24 protein-coding genes and 1 riboswitch are annotated in these 25263 nt (G+C 69.9%); of the genes, 5 read left to right on the top strand and 19 right to left on the bottom strand.

All coding sequences use genetic code 11. From position 1 onward, the window contains the following. From F6W70_RS01390 to F6W70_RS01380, 3 genes are all read right to left on the bottom strand, one after another. A complete protein-coding gene (locus F6W70_RS01390; protein ID WP_055866164.1) occupies positions 1-792 on the bottom strand; it encodes an energy-coupling factor transporter transmembrane component T family protein in 792 nt (263 codons plus the stop codon). Beyond that, on the bottom strand, positions 789-2252 hold the full coding sequence (locus F6W70_RS01385) for an ABC transporter ATP-binding protein (RefSeq protein WP_318278771.1): 1464 nt from the start codon (positions 2250-2252) through the stop codon (positions 789-791). Before F6W70_RS01385 ends, F6W70_RS01390 begins: the two co-directional genes overlap by 4 nt. Next, positions 2252-2902 (bottom strand): ECF transporter S component, encoded by a 651-nt coding sequence (locus tag F6W70_RS01380; RefSeq protein WP_055874660.1) that lies wholly within the window; start codon positions 2900-2902, stop codon positions 2252-2254. Before F6W70_RS01380 ends, F6W70_RS01385 begins: the two co-directional genes overlap by 1 nt. Beyond that, a riboswitch (TPP riboswitch) is annotated at positions 2893-3004 on the bottom strand. Its footprint overlaps the gene before it by 10 nt. Positions 3005-3085: 81 nt before the next feature. Here F6W70_RS01380 and F6W70_RS01375 point away from each other — a divergent pair. Beyond that, entirely contained in the window at positions 3086-4771 is a 1686-nt protein-coding gene (locus F6W70_RS01375) for a D-alanyl-D-alanine carboxypeptidase family protein (protein ID WP_151485725.1), read from the top strand. 122 nt (positions 4772-4893) lie between these two features. On the opposite strand, the gene F6W70_RS01370 is transcribed toward F6W70_RS01375, so the two are convergent. From F6W70_RS01370 to F6W70_RS01360, 3 genes are all read right to left on the bottom strand, one after another. Next, positions 4894-7155, bottom strand: coding sequence for an ABC transporter ATP-binding protein (locus F6W70_RS01370; RefSeq protein ID WP_151485724.1), 2262 nt, complete (start codon positions 7153-7155; stop codon positions 4894-4896). Next, positions 7152-8879 (bottom strand): ABC transporter ATP-binding protein, encoded by a 1728-nt coding sequence (locus F6W70_RS01365; RefSeq protein WP_055866173.1) that lies wholly within the window; start codon positions 8877-8879, stop codon positions 7152-7154. The genes F6W70_RS01370 and F6W70_RS01365 overlap by 4 nt, the downstream gene beginning before the upstream one ends. Positions 8880-9235: 356 nt before the next feature. After that, positions 9236-10297 (bottom strand): enoyl-CoA hydratase/isomerase family protein, encoded by a 1062-nt coding sequence (locus F6W70_RS01360; RefSeq protein ID WP_151485723.1) that lies wholly within the window; start codon positions 10295-10297, stop codon positions 9236-9238. 115 nt (positions 10298-10412) lie between these two features. On the opposite strand from F6W70_RS01360, the gene F6W70_RS01355 reads away from it, so the two are divergent. After that, positions 10413-12401, top strand: coding sequence for an ATP-binding cassette domain-containing protein (locus tag F6W70_RS01355; RefSeq protein WP_151485722.1), 1989 nt, complete (start codon positions 10413-10415; stop codon positions 12399-12401). A 100-nt stretch (positions 12402-12501) separates the two neighbouring features. Here F6W70_RS01355 and F6W70_RS01350 read toward each other — a convergent pair whose 3' ends face one another. The 12 genes from F6W70_RS01350 to hemE all read right to left on the bottom strand — a co-directional run bounded on the left by F6W70_RS01350 (position 12502) and on the right by hemE (position 22302). Beyond that, positions 12502-12951, bottom strand: a complete 450-nt coding sequence (locus F6W70_RS01350) for a hypothetical protein (protein ID WP_017829539.1) — start codon at positions 12949-12951, stop codon at positions 12502-12504. A 203-nt stretch (positions 12952-13154) separates the two neighbouring features. Continuing rightward, positions 13155-14477: a glutamate-1-semialdehyde 2,1-aminomutase gene (gene hemL / locus F6W70_RS01345; protein ID WP_151485721.1), complete on the bottom strand. Its 1323-nt coding sequence runs from the start codon at positions 14475-14477 to the stop codon at positions 13155-13157. Positions 14478-14499: 22 nt separating this feature from the next. Continuing rightward, positions 14500-15477 (bottom strand): porphobilinogen synthase, encoded by a 978-nt coding sequence (hemB, locus tag F6W70_RS01340; protein WP_151485720.1) that lies wholly within the window; start codon positions 15475-15477, stop codon positions 14500-14502. Further along, on the bottom strand, positions 15474-16271 hold the full coding sequence (locus F6W70_RS01335; protein ID WP_017829542.1) for a uroporphyrinogen-III synthase: 798 nt from the start codon (positions 16269-16271) through the stop codon (positions 15474-15476). Before F6W70_RS01335 ends, hemB begins: the two co-directional genes overlap by 4 nt. After that, positions 16268-17263: a hydroxymethylbilane synthase gene (hemC, locus tag F6W70_RS01330; RefSeq protein ID WP_055866189.1), complete on the bottom strand. Its 996-nt coding sequence runs from the start codon at positions 17261-17263 to the stop codon at positions 16268-16270. The genes F6W70_RS01335 and hemC overlap by 4 nt, the downstream gene beginning before the upstream one ends. Before the next feature lie 4 nt (positions 17264-17267). Beyond that, entirely contained in the window at positions 17268-17948 is a 681-nt protein-coding gene (gene hemQ, locus F6W70_RS01325) for a hydrogen peroxide-dependent heme synthase (RefSeq protein ID WP_017829544.1), read from the bottom strand. Between the two features lie 79 nt (positions 17949-18027). Beyond that, the gene (locus F6W70_RS01320; protein WP_151485719.1) at positions 18028-18300 is read right to left on the bottom strand and encodes a hypothetical protein; all 273 of its coding nucleotides are present in this window, start codon (positions 18298-18300) and stop codon (positions 18028-18030) included. After that, positions 18287-18694, bottom strand: a complete 408-nt coding sequence (locus F6W70_RS01315; RefSeq protein ID WP_017829546.1) for a phage holin family protein — start codon at positions 18692-18694, stop codon at positions 18287-18289. The genes F6W70_RS01320 and F6W70_RS01315 overlap by 14 nt, the downstream gene beginning before the upstream one ends. 1 nt (position 18695) lies before the next feature. Continuing rightward, positions 18696-19148 (bottom strand): hypothetical protein, encoded by a 453-nt coding sequence (locus F6W70_RS01310; protein ID WP_151485718.1) that lies wholly within the window; start codon positions 19146-19148, stop codon positions 18696-18698. 155 nt (positions 19149-19303) lie between these two features. After that, a complete protein-coding gene (locus F6W70_RS01305) occupies positions 19304-20869 on the bottom strand; it encodes a protoporphyrinogen/coproporphyrinogen oxidase (RefSeq protein WP_151485717.1) in 1566 nt (521 codons plus the stop codon). 26 nt (positions 20870-20895) lie between these two features. Further along, positions 20896-21228, bottom strand: coding sequence for a metalloregulator ArsR/SmtB family transcription factor (locus tag F6W70_RS01300; RefSeq protein WP_017829549.1), 333 nt, complete (start codon positions 21226-21228; stop codon positions 20896-20898). 51 nt (positions 21229-21279) lie between these two features. Then, positions 21280-22302 (bottom strand): uroporphyrinogen decarboxylase, encoded by a 1023-nt coding sequence (gene hemE / locus F6W70_RS01295; RefSeq protein ID WP_151485716.1) that lies wholly within the window; start codon positions 22300-22302, stop codon positions 21280-21282. Between the two features lie 86 nt (positions 22303-22388). Between hemE and F6W70_RS01290 the strand changes: the two genes are divergently transcribed. Genes F6W70_RS01290 through F6W70_RS01280 form a run of 3 tightly spaced genes read left to right on the top strand, consistent with a single transcriptional unit; the run spans position 22389 to position 24711 of the window. After that, positions 22389-23684, top strand: a complete 1296-nt coding sequence (locus F6W70_RS01290; protein ID WP_055874691.1) for a glutamyl-tRNA reductase — start codon at positions 22389-22391, stop codon at positions 23682-23684. Between the two features lie 32 nt (positions 23685-23716). Beyond that, a complete protein-coding gene (locus F6W70_RS01285) occupies positions 23717-24289 on the top strand; it encodes an HhH-GPD-type base excision DNA repair protein (protein ID WP_151485715.1) in 573 nt (190 codons plus the stop codon). Continuing rightward, positions 24286-24711, top strand: coding sequence for a DUF1801 domain-containing protein (locus tag F6W70_RS01280; RefSeq protein ID WP_151485714.1), 426 nt, complete (start codon positions 24286-24288; stop codon positions 24709-24711). Before F6W70_RS01285 ends, F6W70_RS01280 begins: the two co-directional genes overlap by 4 nt. A 28-nt stretch (positions 24712-24739) precedes the next feature. Here F6W70_RS01280 and F6W70_RS01275 read toward each other — a convergent pair whose 3' ends face one another. Next, complete coding sequence (locus tag F6W70_RS01275) at positions 24740-25222, bottom strand: hypothetical protein (protein WP_017829554.1); 483 nt, start codon at positions 25220-25222, stop codon at positions 24740-24742. Positions 25223-25263 lie beyond the last annotated feature (41 nt).

The following is a 25263-nucleotide window of genomic DNA, read 5'->3' as shown; positions in this document are numbered from 1 at the left end:
TCAGGCCGAGGGACCGAGGATGAAGTTCCACGCCCCGGTGACGACGGCGGCAGCGACCGCGATGCCGGAGATGGCCGCGCCCACGGCGAGCAGCAGCCATTCGGCCGCCCCGAAGCGTGACTCTCGCGCCCAGGTGCGCCGGCCAGGCGCCCCGAAACCCCGCGCCTCCATGGCCGTCGCCAGTTTGGCGCCGCGACGGATGGAGAGCACGAGCAGGGCGAAGGCCATCCCCAGGAAGCGACGGATGCGGCCGCGATCGGCCACACCCCTGGCCCGACGCGCCAGCTCGAGCGCACGCCAATCGTCGAGGAAGAGGCCTACCATCCGGAGGCCCGCGAGTGCGCCGAGCACGAATCGGGCGGGCAGACGGACGATCTGGCCGAGACCGTCGGCGAGGTCGGTCGGATCGACGGTGATGAAGAGCACCACCGACGGCAGCGCGATCGCCAGCACACGCAGCATCGTCGCGAGCGCCAGCGCGAGCGATCCCTCGCTGATGCGCAGCACGAACCAGTCGACGTAGACGACGCCGCTGGTCTGACCGTAGAGCGCGATCGTGAGACCGGTGAGGGGCGCTGCGAGCCACACCGGCCAGGTGCGCACCCAGAACTCGCGCCAGCCGATCCCGGCGAACAGGAACAGCACGAACTCCAGGGCGAGGGCGACGGAGGCCGAGACCGGATCGAGAGTCAGGATCAGGGGTACCGCGATGAGCGCGCTCACCCCGAGTTTGGCCACCGGGTTGACCGTGGCGAGCGCTCCGGTGCGTGCCCGTGTCTCGAGAAGGCTCATGACGCACCCCCCAGCTCGAACCGTGCGGCGTGCAGGGCGCGCACGACCTCGAGGTCGTGCGTGATCGTGACGATGGCGGCTCCCTCGTCCCGGAGCGCGGCGAGCATGGCGACGAGTTCGGCCCAGGTGCGGGCATCCTGCCCGAACGTGGGCTCGTCGAGCACGAGCACGCGCGGTCTGGTCGCGATGGCCGCAGCCACCGTGAGCCGGCGCTTCTCACCGCCGGAGAGCGTGTACGGGTTGGCGGCGGCGAGGTGGGCGAGGCGCAGACGGGCGAGCAGCTCGTCGCTGCGAGCGGTGATCTCGTCGTCGGTCATGCCGAGCGCCCGTGGCCCGACGGCCAGTTCCTCGCGCACGGTCTTCGCGAGCAGCTGATGCTCCGGCTCCTGGAACACCATGCCGATGCGGGTCAGCAGATCCCGCGAGCTCCAGCGGATCGGCGCGGACTCCGCACCGTTCGCGAGGAGCGCGGATGCCTCGACCGCGCCACTCGCTGGAGGAAGGAGCCCGGCGAGGGTCAGACCGAGCGTCGACTTGCCCGCCCCGTTGGGTCCGGTGATCGCGAGCGCCTCCCCCGCGTGCACATCGAGGTCGATACCGGTGGCGACAGGACGCCCCTTGACGCGGGCGACGGCCAGGTCGCGCGCCGAGAGCAGGGTCTCCCCTGCCCCTGGCGGCCAGAGCGGGGGCGGTGGCGCGGCGGGAGGATGCCCCGGCACCCAGACGCCGTCCGCGGCCAGCTGCGCACCACGGACTCCGAGAACTTCCGCCGGTGCCCCGTCGGCGACCACACCGCCGCTCCCGATCACGATCACGCGCGTGATGAGCGGCAACCAGACCTCGAGGCGGTGCTCGACGACGATGAGCGTCGACGGCTGAGCCTGCAACATCCGCTCCACGGCATCGCGCACCTCGATGACCCCGGCGGGATCGAGATTCGCCGTCGGTTCATCGAGCAGCACCAGACCCGGCCCCATCGCCAGCACCCCGGCGAGCGCCAGCCGCTGCTTCTGCCCACCGGACAGGGCCTTGGTCGGGTGCCCGAGCGGCACATCGAGGCCGACGGCATCCAGGGCCGCCTCCACCCGCGGCCAGATCTGCGCTCGCGGGACTCCGAGGTTCTCGCAGCCGAACGCCACGTCATCGCCCACTCGCGCGAGGATCACCTGGGAGTCGGGATCCTGCAGCACGAGCCCCGCACGTCCGCGGGTGGCCACGGCAGGAGCACCGTCGACGATCAGCGTGCCCTCGCTCTCGCCCTCTTCCTCACCCCCGAGCACGCCGGCGAGGCCGTGCAGCAGGGTCGACTTGCCCGCACCCGACGCACCGAGCACGAGCACACGCTCACCGGGCTCGATGCGGAAGGAGATGTCGCGCAGCGCCCAGGCGAGGCGACTCGCGTGACGCCACCCCCAGCCGCGGGCCTCGACGGCGGCGGGGGCCGTCTGATCGGCCGACATCAGACGCGGACGCGCGCCTCGCGCCCGGAGCCGAACCGGTCCAGAGCCCCGGTCGCGGCGATGCCGCGCGCCAGCACCCAGGACAGAGCACCCGCGATGACGGCACCCGAGATGACCGTGCTGATCAGGTAGATGGTGGTGAAGGCGGGACCGGAACCGGCGTACCAGAGCACGAGATTGTTGATGCCACCGGCAAGGGCGGCGCCGGCCCCTGCGAGGATCGCGACGGGCAGCGACCAGCGGCGGTAGAAGAAGAGCAGGAAGACCAGCTCGGCGCCGAGCCCCTGCACGAGTCCGGCCTCGAGGGTGAGGAACCCGCCCCACTGGTTGCCGATGAGCGCCGAGACGACCGCCGCGAGCAGCTCGACGTAGATCGCCGCCCCGGCCTTGCGGATGATGAGTCCGCCGAGCACGCCGGCGAAGAGCCACGGGCCGTCGAGGAGGCCCTGGATGCCGGGGAGCAGCGGCTCGAGCAGGGCCTTCGGCCCGAGGTACCCGACGTTCCAGGCCAGGAAGATCAAGCCGGCTGCGACTCCGAGGACGCTGGCGACGACGATGTCGACGATCCGCCAGCGCAGGTAGCTCCGGCCCGGGGTGTTCCCCTGCGTCTTCGCGGTCGCGGATGTGGACGTGGACGTGGACGTACTCATCTGAACTCCTCCCTGCGCTGGCATGACCCAGATCAGGTTCGACGGTCGAAGCGCGATTCGCTCCCTCTCAGCCCGGCTCGCCGGACTCCCGTGGTTGTGCTGACGATCCTACCGCCGGCGACACCCGCACGGCGACAAGGCCGCGCACCGCGGAACTCGCCCGGGATTGGGTACCGTAAACGAGTGACCGCTTCAGATCCCGCCGACGAGGCGACGGGCGTCGTCGGCGACGACGGCCCGGCGAACGCCTCCCCCTCCGGACCTGTCGATGCTGCGGCAGCCGGTTCGGTGCTGACGGCCGAGCAGACGTCGACACCCGCGCTCGCCGCGGAGCCGGTGGTCGCGCAGGATCCCCTCGTACCGGATCCCGTCGTGCCGCCGGAGCCGGTGGTGTCGCCGGAACCGGCGACCCCCGCCCTGACCAAGCCGCCTTTCGTTCCTCGCGAGCCCGTCGCCGCAGAGACCTCTGACGACGCCCTCGCCCTGCTGGACGGCGCGTCACCCCGGTGGGCGGATGACACCACCACCGCCACAGCTCTGACATGGGTGGACACCGCGACGGCCGCCGCCGGCACCGATGCCGCGACTCTCGACGAGATGTCGGAAGCCGAACCGACCGACGGCCTGCTGCGGGGGGCGCGTCTTCGTCCGGCCATCGCCCGCCCCGGAATCCTGGCGCCTCTGGCCACGCTCGTCGGCATCGTCGCCGTGTACGCCGGCACCACGCTGCTGTGGCCGTTGCACGAGGTGCCGCCCACGGTGCAGTCGGTCGATTTTGCGACGACGCCCGCCGCCGCTGCCACGGTCACCTGGCCGACCGAGGGCGCCGGCGCCGTGGGGATCGCCGGCATGGGCACCGCGGCATCGGTCCCCGATGCGGTGAGCATCGCGAGCATCACCAAGGTGGTGAGCAGCCTGATGGTGCTCGACCGGATGCCGCTCGCGCTCGGCGAGCAGGGCCCCGAGTTCTCGTTCACCCGCGCCGACAGCGTGAAGTATTGGGACTACCGCCGCAGCGACCAGTCCGCCCTCGATGTGCCGATCGGCGGCGTTCTGACGGAGTATCAGCTGCTGCAGGGCACGCTCATGGGCTCGGCGAACAACTACATCGACCGCCTGGCAACCGAGATCTGGGGTTCCGATCGCGAGTTCGCCCGTGCCGCAGAGGTCTGGCTGCGAGAACGCGGGCTCACCGGCATCACCGTGGTGACGCCGTCGGGCTTCGACGAACGCAACGTCGCCACTCCCGAGGCCCTGATCGCCCTCGGTGAGCGCGCCATGCAGAACCCGGTGTTCGCAGAGATCGTGGGGACCAGGTCGGTCGATCTTCCGGGTGCCGGCACCGTCGTGAACACGAACGGAATGCTCGACGACCCCGGTGTCGTGGGCATCAAGACCGGCACGCTCGTGGGCTGGAACCTGCTCACCGCGAAGGATGTGGTCATCGGCGACACGACCGTGCATCTCTACGCCGCGGCCCTGAACCAGGCCGGCAACGACCAGCGACTCGCCCTCACCCGCTCCCTGTTCACCGAGGCGGAAGCCGCGCTGGAAGCTCAGGCCCCGGCCGTCGCGAAGAACACGGTCGTCGGTCAGGTCACGACCCCCTGGGGCGAGAAGGTCGACGTCATCACCGAATCCGACGCCGACGTGGTGCTCTGGAACGCAGCGACCGCCACGGCCACGGCGGACTTCGCCCTCGGCGACGAGCGTGAGCAGGACGACGCGGTGGGGACGCTCACCACAGCCGGCCCCCTCAACACCATCACGACGCCTCTGGTGCTGGCCGAAGACGTCGAGGGCCCGAGCCCGTGGTGGCGTCTGACCCACCCGCTGGAACTGCTCGGCATCACGACCGACCGCTCCTGACCACCCTCTCCGCTCACGCATCTCCCGAGCGCGTCGTTCGCCTCCCGGTCGCGTGACCAGCACAGGACGACGCCCCACCCCGCGTGAGCGGAATGGGGCGTCGTCTGTGCTGTGCCCGCAGATCAGGAGCGGCGGGCGGAGCCGTCCGCTCCGTCTTCCAGCAGAGCCTGCGCGGCCGCCGTCTCCGCGGCCGGCACCTGGGCACCCACCGAGGCTCCGGCCACGGCGGCAGCGGCCTCCGCAGCGGCGCCTTCGGAGTCGGTCGCCTCACCCGTGACGACGACCGGGGTCGCCCCGGTGAGAGCGTCGTCGGCGTCGATGTCGGTCGCCGCCTGCTCGAACTGCGACTGGTACAGACGCCAGTAGGCGCCCTGCGCGGCGATCAGCTCGTCGTGCGTGCCCTTCTCCACGATGTCGCCGTGCTCCATCACCAGGATGAGGTCGGCGTCGCGGATCGTCGACAGACGGTGCGCGATCACGAACGACGTACGTCCTTCACGGAGCGCGGCCATCGCGTGCTGCAGCAGCAGCTCGGTGCGGGTGTCGACCGCCGAGGTGGCCTCATCGAGGATGAGGATCGACGGCTGCGCGACGAAGGCTCGCGCGATGGTGATGAGCTGGCGCTCACCCGCTGACACGTTCGCTGCATCCTCGTCGAGCACCGTGTCGTAGCCCTCGGGGAGGGCGTGCACGAAGCGGTCGACGTACGTCGCTCTGGCGGCGGCGAGAACCTCGTCATCGGTCGCGGTGGAGCGTCCGTAGCGGATGTTCTCGCGGATGCTGCCGGCGAACAGCCACGGGTCCTGCAGCACCATGCCGGTGCGTGAGCGCAGCTCGTCGCGGGTGACCTCGGCGATATCCTGGCCGTCGAGCATGATCCGCCCGCCGCTGAGCTCGTAGAAGCGCATGATCAGGTTGACGAGCGTGGTCTTCCCCGCCCCGGTCGGCCCCACGATGGCGACCGTCTGCCCGGGCTCGACCCGGAACGACAGGTCACGGATGAGCGGACGCTCCGGCGTGTAGGAGAACGCGACGTTCTCGAACTCGATCACGCCCTTGCCCTCCACCAGATCGGGAGCGTCGGCGTCATCGGCCTCCTGCTCGTCGGCGTCCAGCAGCTCGAAGACACGCTCTGCCGATGCCGTTCCGGACTGCACGACCGCGGCCATGCCACCCAGCTCGGACAGCGGCTGCGTGAACTGCTGCGAGTACTGGATGAACGCCTGCACGTCACCGAGACGGAGCTGACCGTTCGCGACCATCAGACCGCCGAGCACCGCGATGCCCACGTAGCTGAGATTCCCGACGAACATCATGGCCGGCATGATGATGCCGGAGAGGAACTGCGCCTTGAAGCTCGCCTGGAACAGCTCTTCGTTCTCGACCTGGAACCGGTCAAGCGCATCCTTCTCGCGTCCGAAGACCTTCACCAGCGCGTGGCCCGAGAATGCCTCCTCGACACGGGCGTTCAGTCGACCGACCTTGCGCCACTGCATGCCGAAGGCCTTCTGCGACCGCGGTCCGATGATGCCGAAGATCACTCCCATGAGCGGCAGCGTGACCAGGGCCACGAGCGCGAGCTGCCACGAGATCGAGAACATCATGACGAGCACGCCGATCACGGTGAGCACCGAGGTGAGGGCACCGGAGAGCGACTGCTGCATCGTCTGCGTGATGTTGTCGATGTCGTTCGTGACGCGGGAGATCAGCTCGCCGCGCTGCACCTTGTCGAAGTAGGCCAGCGGCAGGCGGTTGATCTTCGCCTCGACGGACTCGCGCAGTCGCCACATGGTGCGGACCATGATCACGTTGATGACGTAGCCCTGGATCCAGGTGAGGAAGGCCGCGGCCACATAGATCCCGAGGACCGCCGCGATGACGAGCCGCAGCGCGTCGAAGTCGACGCCCTGGCCGACGGTGAAGTCACCCAGCGCCCCGACCTGGTTCGCGAAGTCGTCTTGGCCGCCGGCTCGCAGGGCCTCGACGACGACGTCCTGCGACGTGCCGGCGGGGAAGCCGGGGAATCCGTCGGTCGGCTGTCCGAGCTGGATCGAGATGAAGCCCTTGTAGACGAGGTTCGTCGCCTCGGCGAGCACCTTGGGCGCCGCGACCGTCAGGACCACGCCGATCGCGCCCAGGATCGACACGAAGACGAACCAGATGGCCGACGGCTTCAGCAGCCCGATCATGCGCGCGAAGCTGGGGCCGAAGTTGTCGGCCTTGCCGGGTGCGACACTGTCCCAATCGCCGGAGTTCTGACGCGCCTGCTCGGCGAGCTCGGCCTCGTACTTCTCCTCGGCGCTCAGCTCGACCTCGGCCACGGCGGGTGCCGCCTTGCCGCGGCCGCGCTTGGCCTTGGCCTGGTCGTTGTCCTGCGCGCTCATGCGTCCACCCCCAGCTGCGACTCGACGATCTCTCGGTAGGTGTCGCTCGTCTCGAGCAGTTCCTCATGCGTGCCGACGCCGACCATGGTGCCGCCGTCGAGGACGACGATGCGATCGGCATCCGTGATCGTGGAGATGCGCTGGGCGACCACGATCTTCGTCACGTGCGGGAGTTCCCGCCACAGTGCCTGGCGGAGCCGGGCATCCGTCGTGAGGTCGAGGGCCGAGAACGAGTCGTCGAAGACGAGGATCTGCGGCTGGTGCACGATCGCACGGGCGATCGCGAGTCGCTGACGCTGACCGCCGGAGACGTTCGTGCCGCCCTGGGCGATGCGGGACTCGAGGCCGTCGGGCATCTCTTCGACGAAGTCGCGGCCCTGAGCGATGTCGAGCGCATGCCAGAGCTCTTCGTCCGTCGCCTCTTCGCGGCCGTAGCGCAGGTTCGACGCGACGGTGCCGGTGAAGAGGAACGGACGCTGCGGCACCAGGCCGATGCTGTCCCAGAGGGACTCGACGTCGGCCTCGCGCACATCGGTGCCGCCGACGTGCACGGCACCACCCGAGACGTCGAACAGACGCGGGATGAGCGACACGAGGGTCGTCTTGCCCGATCCGGTGGATCCGACGATCGCGACCGTCTCGCCCGGCTGCGCGGCGAAGCTGATGCCGGTGAGCACCGGGGAGTCGGCTCCGGGGTAGGTGAACTCGACGTCGTCGAGTGCGACGGCACCGGGGACCGGGAACTCCGTGACGCCGTTCTCGGGGCGGACCAGAGTGGACTCGGAGTCGAGCACCTCGCCGATGCGCTCGGCCGAGACCGCGGCGCGCGGGATCATCATCGCCATGAAGCTGGCCATGATGACGCCGCCCATGATCTGGCCGATGTACTGCATGAAGGCGAACAGCGTGCCCACCTGCACCGTGCCGTTGTTGACCTCGATGCCGCCGAACCAGATGACCGAGACGACGGTGACGTTGAGGATGAGCATGAACAGCGGGAACAGCAGCACGAAGAGCGAGCCGACCTTGCGCCCGACCACCATGATGTCGGTGTTGGCGCCGCGGAAGCGCTCCTCCTCGATGCGCTCGCGCACGAAGGCGCGCACGACGCGGACACCCGTGAGCTGCTCGCGCATGATGCGGTTGACGTTGTCGAGCTTGCCCTGGTAGCTGCGGAACAGCGGCACCATGCGCCCGATCACGACGGCGGCCAGGATCAGCAGCAGCGGCACCGAGACGGCGATGAGCCAGCTCAGGCCGACATTGGTCTGCACGGCGAAGATGATGCCGCCGATCGCGAGCAGCGGGGCCGTGACGAGCATGGTGGCGCCCATCATGGCGAGCATCTGCACCTGCTGCACGTCGTTGGTGTTGCGGGTGATGAGCGAGCCGGCGCCGAACTGCGACACCTCGCGCTCGGAGAAGCCGCTGACCTTGCCGAACACGTCGGCACGGATGTCGCGGCCGGCGCCCATCGCGGCGCGTGCGGCGAAGTAGGTCGCGGTGACGGAGGCGATGATCTGCCCCAGCGAGACCGCGAGCATGAACAGACCGGTGCTCCAGATGTACGCCGTGTCACCGCGGGCGACGCCCTTGTCGATGATGTCGGCGTTCAGGCGCGGGAGGTAGAGGGTCGCCGCCACGCTGGCGAGCTGGAAGACCAGCACCGCGAGCAGCAGCCATCGGTATCGGGAGAGATAGCGGAGGAGGATTTTTCCCAGCACAGGCGGACTTTCTAGGAAGGATGAAGCGGCGGATTTCTCGGCAGACGGATGCCGACCGACAATCGGCCACAAGACAGAGTGCCACGATCCACGGACATTCGTATCCCCCTCACGGTGGACCTTCGCTCACAGCGAACCGCCTCCCGCTCCGATCAGCGGTTTCTCCACTCGGACGAACAACGAGTTTCCGGCAAACCGGCCCCGTGACGTACGACCTCGAGCTCACCGGAGTTCGTCCGTCGGGAGTTCCGGCGTCTCGCGTGACGAAACCGCCCGTTCTGCCCGACAACCGTGCATCCTCCCGACAGGTGAACACGCCCTCGCTCAGAACAGGGCGGGCTCAGAACAACCCGGGCTCAGAACAGGGCGGGCTGCGGAACGTACGCGCGCGCAGGGGCACCGGCGTCCGGAGCGAGCTCGGCCAGGGTCGCCGGGTCCCACTTCGGGTTGCGATCCTTGTCGACGATCTGCGCGCGGATGCCCTCGACGAGGTCGGGGTGCTCGTTCACGAACCACATCACGCGGCGGTACTCGCCCTCCAGCGCCGCGCGAAGCCCCGGCAGGTCGCGTGCCTCGCGCACGGCATCGAGCGTGACCGTGAGGCCGGTCGGCGCGAGACCCTCGAGGAGATCCGCGGTTGCGGCGGCATCCGTCGTGCCCTGCGCCTGCAGGCGTTCGATGATCTCGCTCACGGTGGGAGCGGAGAAGGCCTCGTCGATCCACTCCCTCGACGCGGGCAGCTGCGAGGGCTCGGGCGTCTCGTCGAACAGCAGCACGATCTCGCTGGGGCTCGTCGGGTCGGCGCGGAACGCGAGAGCCTCGCTCAGCGCCTCGAGGCGCTCCGACGGCACGTAGTGATCGGCGAACCCGAGATAGACGGCATCCGCTCCATTCATCACTGCCCCGGTGAGGCCGAAGTACTCGCCGAGCCGTCCGGGCGCACGGCCGAGCAGCCAGGTGCCGCCGACATCCGGCGTGAATCCGATCCGCGTCTCGGGCATCGCGAGCTGGGAGCGCTCCGTGACGATGCGGATCGCCGCGTGACCGGCGAGCCCGATCCCGCCGCCCATCGTGATGCCGTCGGCGAGGGCCACCACCGGCTTGGGGTACTCGGCGATCATGGCGTTCAACGCGTACTCGGCGCGGAAGAACTCGGCGGTCTGCTCGGCCTGCCCTGCCACGATCTGCGCGTGCAGTGCGCGCACGTCGCCGCCGGCGCACATGCCACGCCCGCCTGCCCCGTCCAGCAGCACGATCTGCACGTCGGTGTCGTCGCGCCAGGCGTTCAACGCCGCGGTGAGGGCCTGGATCATCTCGACGTCGAGGGCGTTGATCGCCTCAGGGCGATTGAGCGTGAGCCGCCCGAGCGCCCCTTCGGTGCGGACGAGGACACGGGATGCAGCGTGAGAATCGGTCACGCTCGCCAGGCTACCCCTTTCGGCAAACGGCGGTATTCCGCGCGAAATGCGGGATCCGACAGGCTTTTCCGGCAGGATAGGGAGGAACTGTTCAAAATGCGACGAGAGGTCACGGATGCCTGAAGGACAGGTGCTCGAGTTCACGCACGTGACGAAGCGCTTCAATGAGGTGACCGCCGTCTCGGACTTCTCCGCGCGCGTCGAGCCCGGTGCCGTCACCGCCTTCCTCGGCCCGAACGGAGCCGGCAAGACCACGACGCTGCGCATCCTGCTCGGTCAGGTGCGCGCCACATCCGGCACGGCGACCATCGGCGGCGCCACCTACGCCGAGCTCCGCCAGCCGTTGCGTACGATCGGCGCGGTGCTCGAGGAGACGGTCTACCGTCCTCGCCGCACCGCCGAACGCCAGCTGACCATCGCCGCCAAGGCGAACGGCATCCCCCTGTCGCGCGTCGGCGAGGTGCTCTCGCTGGTCGGCCTCGAGGGCGAGGGCGACTCCCGCATCGGCGGCTTCTCCCTCGGCATGCGTCAGCGGCTCAGCGTCGCCCACGCGCTCCTCGGCGACCCCGGCGCCCTCGTCTTCGACGAGCCGGCCAACGGGCTCGACCCCGAGGGCATCCGCTGGATGCGCCTGCTGATGCGACGTCTCGCCGACGAGGGACGCACCGTGCTCGTGTCGTCGCACGTCCTCAGCGAGGTCGAGCAGGTCGCCGACAACGTGCTCGTGCTCTCGAAGGGCACGCTCGTACTTGCCAGCGGCATCGAGACTCTCGCCGACCCCAAGGGCGGCTCCGTCATCGTCGACGCCGCTGATCGCGCCGCGCTGACGGCTTCGCTCATGGCGGCCGGATTCGACATCGAGGTGCTGCGTTCGGGCTTGACGGTGCGTGGCGGGGATGCCGGCACGGTCGGCGCCGTCGCCGCCGAAGCGGGCATCGCGCTGAGCACCCTGGTGCAGCGCGGACCGACGCTCGAAGACGTCTTCATCGATCTGATGCGCGGGGGCCGTTTCGCACCGAACGCTGCGACGACCCCGCCGCAGCTCGCCGCGCCGGCACCCTCGGAGGCGATCTCCGAAGAGGCCGCTGCCGACGAGAGTGCTTCCGAGGAAGCGGCAGACGCTTCCGCACCGGCTCCCGCCGATTCGGTTGTCGCCATCCCTGTCGCCGCAGCTGCCGCGTGGGCGGCCGAGGCCGCCGCCGCTCCTGCGGGCGCAGCCGTGGCCGACGACCTCGCCGCATCCGTCGACACGGACCACGACCGCACGGAACAGGAAAACACCCAGCAGGTCGACACCGAGCAGGTCGCGGATGAGCCTGACGCTCCTGCCGCCGACGTGGACGTGGATACCGATGTGGACGCGGCGACCGAAGAGGCGGGCGATGCTGCTGAAGGCGACGCATCCGCGGACGCCGCGGTGGTCGACGGACTGGAGACTGACGACCAGCAGACCGACGGCGAGCAGACCGACGGCGAGCCGGGTCACGACGTTCAGGACGACGCGGTCTCCTTCGAGGAGGCCCCGGAACGGTCGTTCGATGAGATCCTGTTCGGTGCTGCAGCACCGACCGCGGTGAACGACGCCTCTGCCGAGGACGCCGACGGCGTTACCGCCGTATCGGTCGACGCCCCCGGATCCGAGGAGGTGCACGGCGACGAGGACCACAGCGGTGTCGAGATCTTCGCCGATCTCCACGACGCATCCGAGGATGACCAGGCCCCCGCGTCCGACGCCGACGCCGACTCCTCCCCTGTCGACGTCGACGACGAAGACCCCCGCTCTGCGGCGGTGAGCTCGATGCTCGCCGCGGCGGCGCGTGCGTATTACGAGGACGAGCCCAAGGACTACCCGCTGAGCGCGGAGAGCGAGACGGCGGGCAGCGACGACACCCCCGCAGAGGGCGCGCACTGGACCGTCGCATCCACCGGCATCATCGACACCGTGCCGCTCGCGGAGTCCTCGAGTCACTCCGAGACGGACGAAGCCGGTCACGACACGTCAGAGCACCCGGAGTCCGGCACCGAGGAATCCGGCCCTGCCGATGTCGATCAGAACCATGCCGACAACGACAACCACGACGGCGACGAGCACCACCACAACTGAGCTTCAGCTGACATGGAACGCCCTCCGGACCCGCAGGTCTGGAGGGCGTTCTTCGTTCAGAGGAGGTCGCCGCACCCGGCGTGCGCCCCGAAGCTGCAGGTCAGGCGGGTCGGGGCCGGATGACGGGCCGACGGCGGCCCTTCGAGACAGGCACCGGTGCGGTCGCCACGATCTCTTCGACGTTCGCCGGCTCGTCGGTCACGTCGAGGCGTAGTGCCTGCGTGAGCGCGAGCCCGTGACTCGTGGTGAGGATCAGCCGTCGGTACTGCTCATCGCCCTCGAGGTCGATCACGACACTCGGGCGACGCCGGCGGATCAGCACGAAGTCGAGGCTGCCCGCGGCCTTCCAGCTGCCCGCAGCGAGCACACCGGGGATGTGCGTCCCGGGGTTGGGGACTCCACGCAGCCAGGTCCAGGCATCTTCTGTCAGCTGCACCTTGGTGATGGTGTCGCGCGCGATCCGGAGGTTGTCGCGGTGGAAGGTGGCGGCACGTTCGATCGGCGAGAGAACGACCTCGAGTTGCGTCTGGTCCAGCAACAACGTCACCATGTCACCCAGTCTGCCAGCGCCGTCCTGCCAGTTGTCTGGAAGTTGTTCACAGGAACGCAACGATCCCTTGTCGATCAGCACCAGTCATCATGATTTCTTCCCCGTGATTCGAACATATGTACCATACTCGATTCACTGCCGGGTGCGCGAATGCCACCGATCAGCGCGAGGCGCCGACCGATGTCCTTCTGACCGGAGTCGCGTTACGGGCGCGCAGCTGCCGCGGCAGCCGCAGCAGCGGGGAGGGCGGCCTCGATCTGCTGCAGCTCTTCCTCGCCGTGCGCTGCGGTGAGGAACCAGGCCTCGAACACGCTCGGCGGAAGAGCCACGCCCTGCTCACGCAGCGAGTGGAAGAACGGCGCATAGCGGTACGACTCCTGCGCCTGAGCCTCGGCGTAGTCCCTCGGCGCCGATGCCCGGAAGGACGCGTTGAACAGGTTGCCGGCGGTGGCGACCGCGTGCGTCACACCCGCTGATGTGAGAGCGGCATCGAGAGCAGCGGACACCCGTGCGGCCGCCGCGTCGACGGTCGCGTAGACCTCGGGCGTCGCGAGCCGCAGCGTCGCGAGCCCCGCAGCGACCGAGAGCGGGTTCCCGGACAGCGTCCCTGCCTGGTACACCGGTCCGAGCGGAGCCAGCAGGTCCATGATCTCGGCTCGTCCACCCAGCGCCGCCAACGGCATCCCCCCGCCGACGACCTTGCCGAAGGTGAAGATGTCGGGCAGATAGTCCTCGCCCGCTGCGGCCTGCAGACCCCAGAACCCTGCCGGGTGCACGCGGAATCCGGTGAGCACCTCGTCGATGATCATCAGGGCACCGTGCGCGTGGGCGGTCTCGGCGATCAGCCGGTTGAACCCGGGCATCGGCGCGACGACGCCCATGTTCGCCGCCGATGCCTCGACGATGACGGCGGCGATGCGCTGACCATGCTCGGCGAACACCGCAGCCAGCGCATCCAGGTCGTTGTAGCCGATCACGAGAGTCTGGGCCGCGATCGGCGCCGGAACCCCGGCAGAACCGGGAAGGGCGAGCGTGGCGACACCCGAACCCGCTTCGGCGAGAAGACCGTCGGAGTGACCGTGGTAGTGCCCGGCGAACTTCACGAGCAGGTCGCGACCGGTGGCGCCCCGCGCGAGGCGTATCGCCGTCATGGTCGCCTCGGTTCCGGTGGAGACCAGACGCACGCGCTCGACAGGACGGACCTCGCCGAACCGCACGCGGTCGGCGATCAGCGTGGCGAGCTCGACCTCGCCCTCGGTCGGCGCGCCGAAGGACAGGCCGCGGGACGCCGCCTCCTGCACCGCCGCGACGATCTCAGGGTGCGCGTGACCGAGCAGGGCAGGACCCCACGAAGCGACGAGGTCGACGTACTCACGACCAGCCGCGTCAGTGACCCGCGCCCCCTTCGCGGAGGCGAGGAACCGCGGCGTCCCGCCGACCGAACCGTAGGCGCGCACCGGCGAGTTGACCCCACCGGGGATCACCGCGCGGGCAGCGGAGAACAGGTCGTCATTGCGGTCGGTCATGAAGGAGAGCTCCTCGGAGAAGTCAGTCGCGCAGCCAGCCGGCCGCTTCGGTGGCCCAGTAGGTGAGCACCGCATCCGCACCGGCGCGGCGGATGGAGAGAAGGGATTCGAGGATGGCCGCACGACGGTCGATCCAGCCGTTCGCGCCGGCGGCTTCGATCATCGCGTACTCGCCGGACACCTGATATGCCCACACGGGAATACTCACCGTGTCGCGAACCTCGCGCAGCACGTCGAGGAAGGCCATGGCCGGTTTCACCATGACGATGTCGGCGCCCTCGGCCTCATCGACGACAGCCTCGCGCACGCCCTCGCGCCGGTTGCCCGGATCGAGTTGGTACGTGCGACGGTCGCCCTTCAGCTGAGAGTCGACCGCCTCGCGGAAGGGTCCGTAGAAGGCGCTCGCGTACTTCGCGGCGTAGGCGAGCAGAAGCGTGTCGGTGAAACCCTCGGCGTCGAGCGCCCTGCGGATCACCGTGACCTGGCCGTCCATCATCCCGGACAGCCCCAGCAGCTGAGAGCCGGCACGGGCCTGCGCCAGCGCCATCGAGGTGTACCGCTTGAGCGTCGCGTCGTTGTCGACGGACCCGTCGCCGGCGAGCACGCCGCAGTGGCCGTGATCGGTGAACTCGTCCAGGCACAGATCGGTCTGCACGACGAGCGCGTCGCCGACCTCGGAGGCCAGCGCTTCCGTCGCGACGTTCAGGATGCCTCGCGGATCATCGGCGCCGGAGCCGACGGCATCGCGCACCGCGGGCACGCCGAACAGCATCACGCCGCCGACCCCCGCCTCCGCGGCCTCGACCGCGGCTGCGCGCAGCGAGTCGAGCGAGTGCTGAGCGACACCGGGCATCGACCCGATCTGCACGGGTTCGGCGATGCCTTCGCGCACGAACAGGGGCAGCACGAGCTGCCGCGGCTGCAGCGAGGTCTCGCGCACGAGGTCGCGCACCGCACGAGACTGACGCACTCGCCTCAGCCGGACATCGGGAAAGCTCACGGCGCGAACTCGTCGGCCGCGTGCGGAAGCGTGAAGTGCGAGACCGCATCGATCAGGGCGTCGATGGTCTGACGGTCGGCGACGACCGACACCGGCAGACCGGCACGCTGGGCGTCATTCGCCGTGCGTGGTCCGATCGCCGCGAGCAGCGTGTCATCGGGGATCTCCGGGAACTGCTCGCGCACCTGCTCGGCGACAGAGCCGCTGGTGATGAGGATCGCGTTGATCCGGCCGTTCTCGACGTCGCGGCGGATCCGTTCCGTGACCGGCACACCGACCGTGCGATAGGCGACGACGCCATGTACGTCATGCCCCGCCTCGGAGAGCAGTCTGCTGAGCACGGGCTTCGCGATCTCGCTGCGAAGGGCGAGGATGCGACGCGGCTCCTTCTCGAGGGCGATGAGCTGCTGCGCCATACCCTCTGCCGAGTTGTCCTGCTCGGGGACCAGCGTGACCTCGTAGCCGACCGCCTGCAGCGCCGCCGCGGTCGTCTCCCCCACGGCGGCGATCTTGGTCTCCCGCGGCACCGCCGCCCGGTGGGCGAAGAGCACGTCGACGGTGGTGGCGCTCGTGACCGTCAGCCAGTCGAACTCGCCCGCGGCCAACTGCGCCAGCGCGGTGTCGAGCGTCGCCTGATCCGTGGTCGGGGCGAAGTTGATCAGTGGTGCGACGACGGGCACGGCGCCCAGCGCCCGCAGACTCGCGGCGACGCTGTCGCCCCACGGCCCGCCACGGGGCACGAGGATGCGCCAGCCGTCCAACGGTCGGTCCTGCTTGATTTCGGAAGTGGTCATGAGGATTGCTCTCGGGATACGAGGCCGGCCGCCCCTTGATCGAGCAGCCGACGGGCAACAGTGAACCCGAGCTCGCGCGCTGCGTGCATCGGGTCTGCACCATCGGCAGCATCCGCTCCATTGCCACTGCCGTTCCGACGAATATACTCCCCGTTCAGGTCTTCCGTGACGTCGAGGCCGATCCGGCGCCCGCCGTCGGCGGCATAGACGACCGTCCTGACCCGGATCGAGGAGCCTTCGACCACCGCATGCGCGGCCATCGGCGCCTGGCATCCTGCGTCCAATCCCTGCAGGATCGCGCGCTCCACCGTGATGGCCAGACGAGTATCGGTGTCGTCGAGACCGGCAAGGGCCGCGAGCAGCTCCTCCGGCGCATCCGCGCGGGTCTCGACGGCGAGCGAGCCCTGCCCTGGCGCGGTCGGCCATTCGGCGAGACCGAGCTCCTCGCGCCGTAGCGGCGTCTCCGCGCCGAGCCTGGAGAGACCTGCCGCCGCGAGGATGACCGCATCCAGCTCACCCGATGTGACCCGGGCGAGACGGGAGTCGACATTCCCGCGGATGTCGACGACCTCGGCCTTCGGCGCGCGTCGATGCACCTGCGCGATGCGACGCGGCGACCCTGTGCCCACCGTGCTTCCGGAGCGCAGCTCGTGCAGCGGGGTGCCGTCGCGGGTGAGGACCACATCGCGCGGATCCTCGCGCTTCGGCGTCGCCGCGATCACGAGACCCTCGGGGACGGCGGTCGGCAGATCCTTCAGGGAGTGCACGAGGAAGTCGCACTCGCCCGCGAACAGAGCCTCGCGAAGACGCGTGGCGAAGATGCCCTGACCGCCGATCTCGGAGAGCGAGGCACGATTCGTGTCGCCCTCGCTGGTGATCGGGACGAGCTCGACCCGGCGCCCCGAGAGCTTCTCGAGGGCTGCGGCGACGTGACCCGACTGCGCCTGCGCGAGCGCGCTGCGGCGGGTGCCCAGACGAATGGGGGTACTCATGGGCTTACTGGAGCACGTCCGCGATCTCGTCGAACCGGAGCCTGCGCCCGGTGTAGAAGGGCACCTCCTCCTTCACGTACATGCGAGCGTCGGTGTAGCGGAGATCGCGCATCATGTCGACGAGGTCGGTGAGCTCATCGGCTTCGAGCGGCAGCAGCCATTCGTAGTCGCCGAGAGCGAAAGAGGCGACGGTGTTGGCGAGAACGCCCGTGAACGCGGCGCCCTTGCGTCCGTGGTCGGCGAGCATCTTGCGACGCTCCTCCTCCGGGGCGAGGTACCACTCCGGTGTGCGCACGAACGGGTACAGGCACAGCCAGTCCTTGGGGTCCATACCCCGCAGGAAGCCCGGGACGTGGGAGCGGTTGAACTCCGCATCGCGGTGCACGCCCATGACGTTCCACACCGGGAGGAGCGAACGCAGCAGCTCGGTGCGACGCAGGCGACGCAGCGCCTTCTGCAGCTCCTCGGCGGTGTCGCCGTGCAGCCACACCATGAGGTCGGCGTCGGCCTTGAGTCCGGAGACGTCGTAGAAGCCGCGGACGGTGACACCCGAGTCCTCAATGTAGGAGACGATCGTCTCGAGCTCGGTCGAGTCGTTCTCCGTCACGGGGAGGTCGGGGTTTCGTCGCCAGACAGCCCAGAGGGTGAAGCCGGACGGGTTCTCATCGCGCTCTTCGGACATCATGCTCCCCAGTCTGCCTCGTTTGCGCAGGAGCCGCTAATCACCCCGGAGGGCTGCTCGCGGCTTCCCGGAATGCTGCGCCTCAGCGCGAGATGAAGCGCGCGACCGCCCAGACCGCGCCTCCGACTGCGGCAGCGATTCCGACGGCGGCGGCGATCGCGCCGATCGGGTTCCGATCGGCGAACACGCGGGCCTTCGCCACCGCACGTGTCGACGCCTTCTCGACCCGGCGCGGGATGTTCCCCTTGACCTCGATCGCCGCGAGGGCGGCCTTCAGCTCGGCACGGGCCGAAGCGACGGGGTCGACGATCCCGCCGGGAACGGCGGTGCGCGGCAGCGACTCAGAACTCGTCATCGCCGGCCTCCTTCACGAGTCGGATGTCTTCGGCGACGGCCTGCGCCGGGTTCTGGCGCGCGAGCACCTTGCGGAACTTGAGGATCCCGAGCAACGCGAACAGCAGCACCGCGAGGATCAGGATGCCGAACACCGCGATCGCCGAGAGCCACACCGGCCACCAGGACGACAGCCCGGCGATCGCGAAGACGAGGATGACAGGCACGGCCCAGAACAGGAAAAACAGCGCGACGAGGAACCACACGGAACCGATGCCGGCATCCTTCGAGGTGCGCGAGACCCACGCCTTGGCGGCGTCGATCTCGGCCTTGACCAGATTCGTGACGAGTTCCGGCAGATCTCCGAGGAGAGTCAGCAGGCTGTCGTCGGCGCGATCGCGGTATCCGCGGGGCATCTCAGGCGCCGGACTTCTTGGGGGCGGGCTTCGCAGCCGGCTTCTTGGCCGCCGGCTTCTTGGCCGCCGGCTTCTTCGCGGCGGGCTTCTTCGCAGCGGGCTTGGTCGACGTCGCGGTGGACTTCGCAGCCTCGACCGCTTCCTCGGTCGCCTCGGCGAGATCTTCTGCCGCCTCACGGCCGGTGGCGATGGCGGAGTCGAGTCGCTGACCGGGCGTGCCCGAGCCGGTGACGGACTTCGCGACCTTCACCACACCGGTCCAGAGCGCACCGGGAACGGCCGCGGCCTTGTCGCCGACGAAACCCTTGACCTTGGTGACCTGCTCCTGCACGGGGTCGAGGTGCCACACCTTGAGCCACTGCGTCTTGATCTGCTCGTAGCGCTCACGTCCGGCACGGGTGCCGAGCACGTAGCCCACGCCGAGCCCGACGACGAGTCCGATCTTCCCCTTCATGGGGTCTCCTCACCTTGTTCCGGTAGTCCGGCCAGATTCGCCCGGTTGGGACCGACCGCAGGCATTCGCCCCCCGCGACCAGGTACCCAGCGTAACCCCGTATGCCGAATTCGGCATCTATGGGTCAGAGGGTTGACACAGACCGCTCCCGCACTTCAGGACTCCCCGTCCCACAACAGGGCGCGGCGCAGACGGTCGGCCTCGTCCCGTGCGTCGGGGATAACCTGGGCGAGTCCGGTCCCCGCGAGCCAGGCGCCGACCGCGGCCACACCGGGCACGGCCTCGACCGCTGCGCGTGCTGCGGTACGCCGCCCCCCTGAGCCGATGATCGAGGCGGGCTGCGACTGGATGAAACGGCCGCGATGCGAGGCGATGACAGCCTCGGGGGCGATGGCGACTCCCAGCAGGGCGGCGGCTTCGCGCCGTGCGAGGTCTGCCGCCGCGGCGTCGTCCAGGCCCGCGGTCGCTGCGGGTTCCCCCTGGGCGCCGAACGACACCCGCACGATCTGCCGGGCGCCCGCGGCGTCGCGCACCCAGCCCCACTTGGCGGTCGAGTGGGTGAGCGCCTTGGCGGTGTGGCTGCCCGGAACGGTCAGCACGCCGGTTCCCCTCGGGGCGGCGGCGAGTTCCGGCGCGTCGAGGACGAGGGTGACGATCTCGATCTCGGGCGATGACGCGGCCTCCGTCGTGGCGAGGGCCGGCACCACGGAGGCGAGGAGCTTCCGTGCGGCCGACTCGGGCGTCGCGATGATGACGGCGTCAGCGTCGAGCTCCTCGACCACCGGCTCCAGAGGATCCGTTGCGGCGCTCTCGCCGCTTTCCTCCGCCCTCACCTCGACCTCAGCCGCGACCTCAGCCTCGGCCTCGACCGACCAGCGCGCCCCGGTCCTGCGCACGGTGCGCACCCGCACTCCCGTGCGCACCTCGGCACCGAGGCGGACGAGGTCGGCGGCGAGGGCATCGACCAGCGTGCTCATGCCTCCCGAGAGCCCCTCGACGGCCGCTCCCGGTGTCTTCGCCGCCGCCTGTGCTTCCGAGGCCTTCTCCGCGGCGTCATCGCGCAGCGTCTGCACCGCGCCGGAGAGGGAACCCACCCTGGTCAGTGCGGCGTTGAGCCCTGGGGCTGCGACGTCGATGTCGACATCGTCGGGAGACGCCGAGTAGACGCCGGTCGTCACGGGGGCGACGAGTCGATCCCGCACCTTCACCCCCATGCGCGATGCGACGAGCTTTCCGAGGCTGAGCTGGTGCCCGATCGTGAGGGGCGGACGCACGCGGTCGAGGTAGGCGCGCCAGACGCCCGCCCATCCGATGATGCGGCGGACGTCGGGCTGGAACGGATTGGCGGGGATGCCGAGGATGCCGCCCACAGGGAGCGGCGCCGCACCCACACCGGGGATTCCGGCCAGCCATGCCCCGCCCGGCTTCGGGAAGACGATGCGGTCGGCCAGGTCGAGCTCCTCCACGAGGGCGCGCACGAGTCCACCCCTGGTGGCGTAGCTCTCGGCCCCGGCGTCGATGGTGACACCGTCGAGGTCGACCCGGCGGATCGAGCCGCCCAGCGTCTCCTCCGCCTCGAGCACGGTGACGCGCATTCCGACCTTCGCGCACTCCCGCGCAGCGACGAGACCCCCGATGCCACCGCCCACGACGACGACATGCGTGTGCGCCGCGCGGGCGGCGAGGTCGGACGGCTCGGCGGAGGAGGGCTCGGGGCTCATGCCCTCAATTCTCGCACCGGGGCGGTTCAGGCCTCGACGGGCTCGGAGGCTCCGCGTCCGCGCTTGCGGACCTCGCGCAGCACGATCTGCTCGGGGCACACCGTCGAGAGGAAGTCGCCGACCGAGAGCGCGAGCCGCTCACCCACGAGGGAGTAGAGGATGCGGTTGGCATCGCGCCGCTCGCTGATGAGTCCCGCCTGGCGGAGCACGCTCAGGTGACGGGAGATGGTGGGGCCGCTCGCGGAGAAGCGCGACGCGATCTCGCCGGCCGCGAGCTCACCGTCTTTCAGGTCCTGCAGGATCTGACGTCGTGTGGGGTGGGCCAGCGCCGCGAAGATGTCCGTCGCGCTGTCAGTCATGGTTGCAATATAGCACCTTCGCTAGATAGCTCTCGGCGCGTGGCCTGACCGTCAGATCGTGTGCGCCAGCTCGACGATGCGGGTGAGCTGGTCGGGGTCGGTCTCCGGGGGCACGCCGTGGCCGAGGTTGAGGATGTGGGCGCGCGCCGCACGGCCGCGCTCGACGACGTCGCGCACGTGCGCCTCCAGCACCGACCAGGGGGCTGAGAGCAGCGCGGGGTCGATGTTGCCCTGCACCGTCACGTCCGGTCCGAGGATCGCGGCGGCTTCGTCGAGCGGCTGGCGCCAGTCGACGCCGACGCCATCGGCCACACCGTCGAGGCGCATATCGGCGAGGAACGGTCCGGTCCCGACGCCGAAGTGGATGGTCGGCAGTCCGATGCCCGCAAGCGCCGCGTGCGAATGCGGGGCGACGAAGGCGCGGTAGTCGGCGGTGCTGAGGGACCCGGCCCAGCTGTCGAAGAGCTGGACGACGGACGCCCCGGCATCGCGCTGGGTCTCCAGGAAGCGGCGCGAGACCTGGGCGAGCCAGCCGGCGAGCCGGTTCCAGGACGCCGGATCCGAGTGCATCATCGCCCGCGCACGCAGGTGCTCCTTCGAGGGGCCGCCCTCGACGAGGTAGGCCGCGAGCGTGAAGGGCGCTCCTGCGAATCCGATCAGCGGGGTGTCGCCGAGCTCGGCCGTGACGAGCCGCACAGCCTCGGCGATCGCCGTGCCGTCCAGGTCGTCCGGGTCGATGGCGGTGATGCGGTCGACGTCGGCCGCCGTGCGCACCGGGTTCGCGAACACCGGGCCGCGACCGGGCTCGATCTCCACCTCGACGCCGGCCAGGCGCAGCGGGATGACGATGTCGCTGAAGAACACGGCCGCGTCGACCCCGTGGCGGCGCACCGGCTGCAGGGTGATCTCGGCGGCGAGATCGGGGGTGAGGCAGGCGTCGAGCATCCGGGTCCCGACGCGCAGGTCGCGGTACTCGGGAAGCGACCGGCCGGCCTGCCGCATGAACCACACCGGGGCGTGAGGGGGACGGTCGCCGGCGAGGGCGCGCAGGAGCGGGGCGTCGGAGAGGGCCATGCGTCCATCCTCCCACCCGACCCTTATGGAGCCGCCGAGTCGACCGGTCGAACCCTCCCCCGCAGACCCTCCGGTACAATCGATGTGTGCTGCTGTGTGTGACGGCGAGTCACAAGACCGCCTCCTTCGAATTGCTCGAACGCCTGAGCCGCACCCCCGACGACGTCGCTCCCACCATCGTGGGCATGACGCCGTGCGTGCAGGGTGCGGTCGTGCTGGCGACGTGCAACCGGTTCGAGGCGTACGTGGAAATGGACGAACCGGTCACCGCCGCCGGCGCCATCGGCGTCGAAGCCGTGATCGAAGCTGTCGAGTCCGCGACCGGAATCTCGGCCGCCGACCTCGACGGCGCCTACACCGTGCACTCGGGGCGCCGCGTCGCCGAGCACCTCTTCTCCGTCGCGTCCGGTCTCGAGTCCGTCGTCTCCGGCGAGGGCGAGATCGCAGGGCAAGTCCGCCGCGCTCTCAAGTCCGCCCGCAAGGACGGCACCACTTCGCCCGAGCTCGAGCGCCTCTTCCAGCGCGCCAGCCAGGCCCAGCGCAAGGTCAAGAACGTCACGGCCCTCGGTCGCGCCGGCCGCTCGCTCGTGCGTCTCGCGCTCGAGCTGGCAGACAGCCGCATCGCCGACTGGTCCGCCGAACGCGTGCTGCTGGTCGGCACCGGTGCCTACGCCGCGGTCACCCTCGCCACGCTCCGCGAACGCGGTGCCGTGAACATCTCGGTGTACTCACCTTCCGGCCGCGCCGAGGTGTTCGCCGCGAAGCACGGCATCCGTCCGATCGCCGCCGACGAGTACGCCCGCACCGCGGCACGGTCGAGCCTGCTCATCACCTGCACCACGGCGACGGAGCCCGTGCTCGGCCCCGAGCACCTGCAGCTGCCGACCGGCCCCGCCGCGGCGGGCTGCCCCGTGGGCGCACACCGTCAGCTCGTCGTCGACCTGGGCATGCCGCGAAACGTCGACCCCGCCATCGCCGGCCTCGAGGGTGTGGCCCTGCTCGATCTCGAGACCATCCGTCTGCACGCACCGCTCGAAGAGCTGCAGGCGACGGATGCCGCGCGCAGCGTGGTCCGGGAAGCCGCCGAGACCTTCCACGTCGTGGGCGCCCGCCAGAGCGTCACGCCGTCGGTGGTGGCGCTGCGGTCGCACATCTTCGAGCTCCTCGAACGCGAGATCGACCGTGCCCGCGCGCGCGGCGACGAGGACGGCAAGGTCGAGCAGGCCCTGCGTCACCTCTCCGGCGTGCTCCTGCACACCCCGACCGTGCGCGCCCACGAGCTCGCCGCGGCCGGCCGCGCCGACGAGTTCACCGCGGCGCTCGCCGCCCTGTACGGCATCGCCCCCGAAGCCGACGCTGCAGACGACGCCGCGACCGCCTGACACGCTCCGTTCACCGGTGGCACACTGGAGGCATGGCCCTTCACATCACCGGAGACACCGCCGCCGACGAGCTGCTGACCGACAATCCGCTTGCCCTGCTGGTGGGGATGCTGCTGGACCAGCAGGTTCCGATGGAGACAGCGTTCGCCGGTCCGCTCAAGATCGAGCAGCGCACCGGCGCGACCGACGCCGCGACGATCGCCCACATGGCACCGGACGAGTTCCTCGAGGCGTTCAAGCAGACCCCCGCGGTGCACCGGTTCCCCGGGTCCATGGCGACGCGCGTGCAGACGCTGTGCCAGACCCTCGTCGACGACTGGGACGGCGATGCCGCAGCCCTGTGGACCGAGGGGGACCCGTCGGGGCCCGAGGTGCTGAAGCGACTGAAGGCCCTCCCCGGCTTCGGCGAGCAGAAGGCGAAGATCTTCCTCGCCCTCCTCGGCAAGCAGTACGGTTTCACGGGCGCGGGCTGGCGCGAGGCATCCGCTCCCTACGGCGAGGACGGCTCGTACCGGAGCGTCGCCGACATCGTCTCGCCCGACTCGCTCGCGAAGGTGCGCGAGCACAAGAAGGCGATGAAGGCCGCGGCGAAGGCCCCGAAGTGAAGCCCACGGGAGACGACGTCGCCGGGCTCATCGCCCGCTCCTCCCCCGCCGTGCGCCGCAGGGACGCCGAGACGCTGACCGCGCTCATGCAGGAGGTCACCGGACGCGAACCGCAGACGTGGGGCACGATCATCGGGTTCGGCTCCTGCCACTACCGCTACCCGACAGGGACCGAAGGCGACAGCGGACTGCTCGGCTTCGCTCCACTCAAGGCCGCGACCACGATCTATCTGCTCGACGGGGTCGGCGCGCACACCGAAGCCCTGGCGAAGCTCGGACCGCACACCACGGGCGTCGGGTGCCTCTACATCAAGGACCTGGAGCAGATCGACCTCGACGTGCTGCGCGGCATCCTGGAACGCTCACTCGCCTGGGTCGAGGCGGGCGGCACCGCCGAGGTGCAGCTCACCGTCACGGGCTGACGCGCGAGATCCCTCTCCGCGTACCCGCTCAGCGCAGGACCTCGACGAGCGCCACCCACGACACCACCACGGCCGAGACGATCGCGAGCAGACAGCCCGCCGCCGCGAGGTACAGCCCGGCCGGATGCCCAATCCACACCAGCACGCCCGCGGCGAGATAGGCGAAGATCGGCAGGAAGCCGACCAGGTACTTGAGCGGACGGGCGCGATCCTCGGGGCTCGGATCGGTCGCGATGAGGCGCGTCGCGTGCACCTGGAACACGGCAGCCAGCAGCGACGCGACGACGGCGGCCGCGCCGAACCAGGGGCCGTCGATGTCGGGGATCAACCCCAGCGCCGACACCGCGAGCGCCAGGAGCAGGGCGGCGATCCCGGCGAGGAGCCGTGCTGTCAGAGTGCGGGACTTGACGATCTCGGCGATGTTCACACTCGCGGCGACGATCACGAGTCCGGCGAGCGCGGCCGTCGCCCCCGCCATCGCGACGTTGAACTCGCTCCACGGCTCGAACATGCCGACATGCTAGACCCACCCGTGCGACGGACGCACGGGTG

The sequence above is a fragment of the Microbacterium maritypicum genome (assembly GCF_008868125.1).
In the GTDB taxonomy this organism is placed as follows: domain Bacteria; phylum Actinomycetota; class Actinomycetes; order Actinomycetales; family Microbacteriaceae; genus Microbacterium; species Microbacterium maritypicum.
This window is presented reverse-complemented; position numbering and strand designations above follow the sequence as displayed.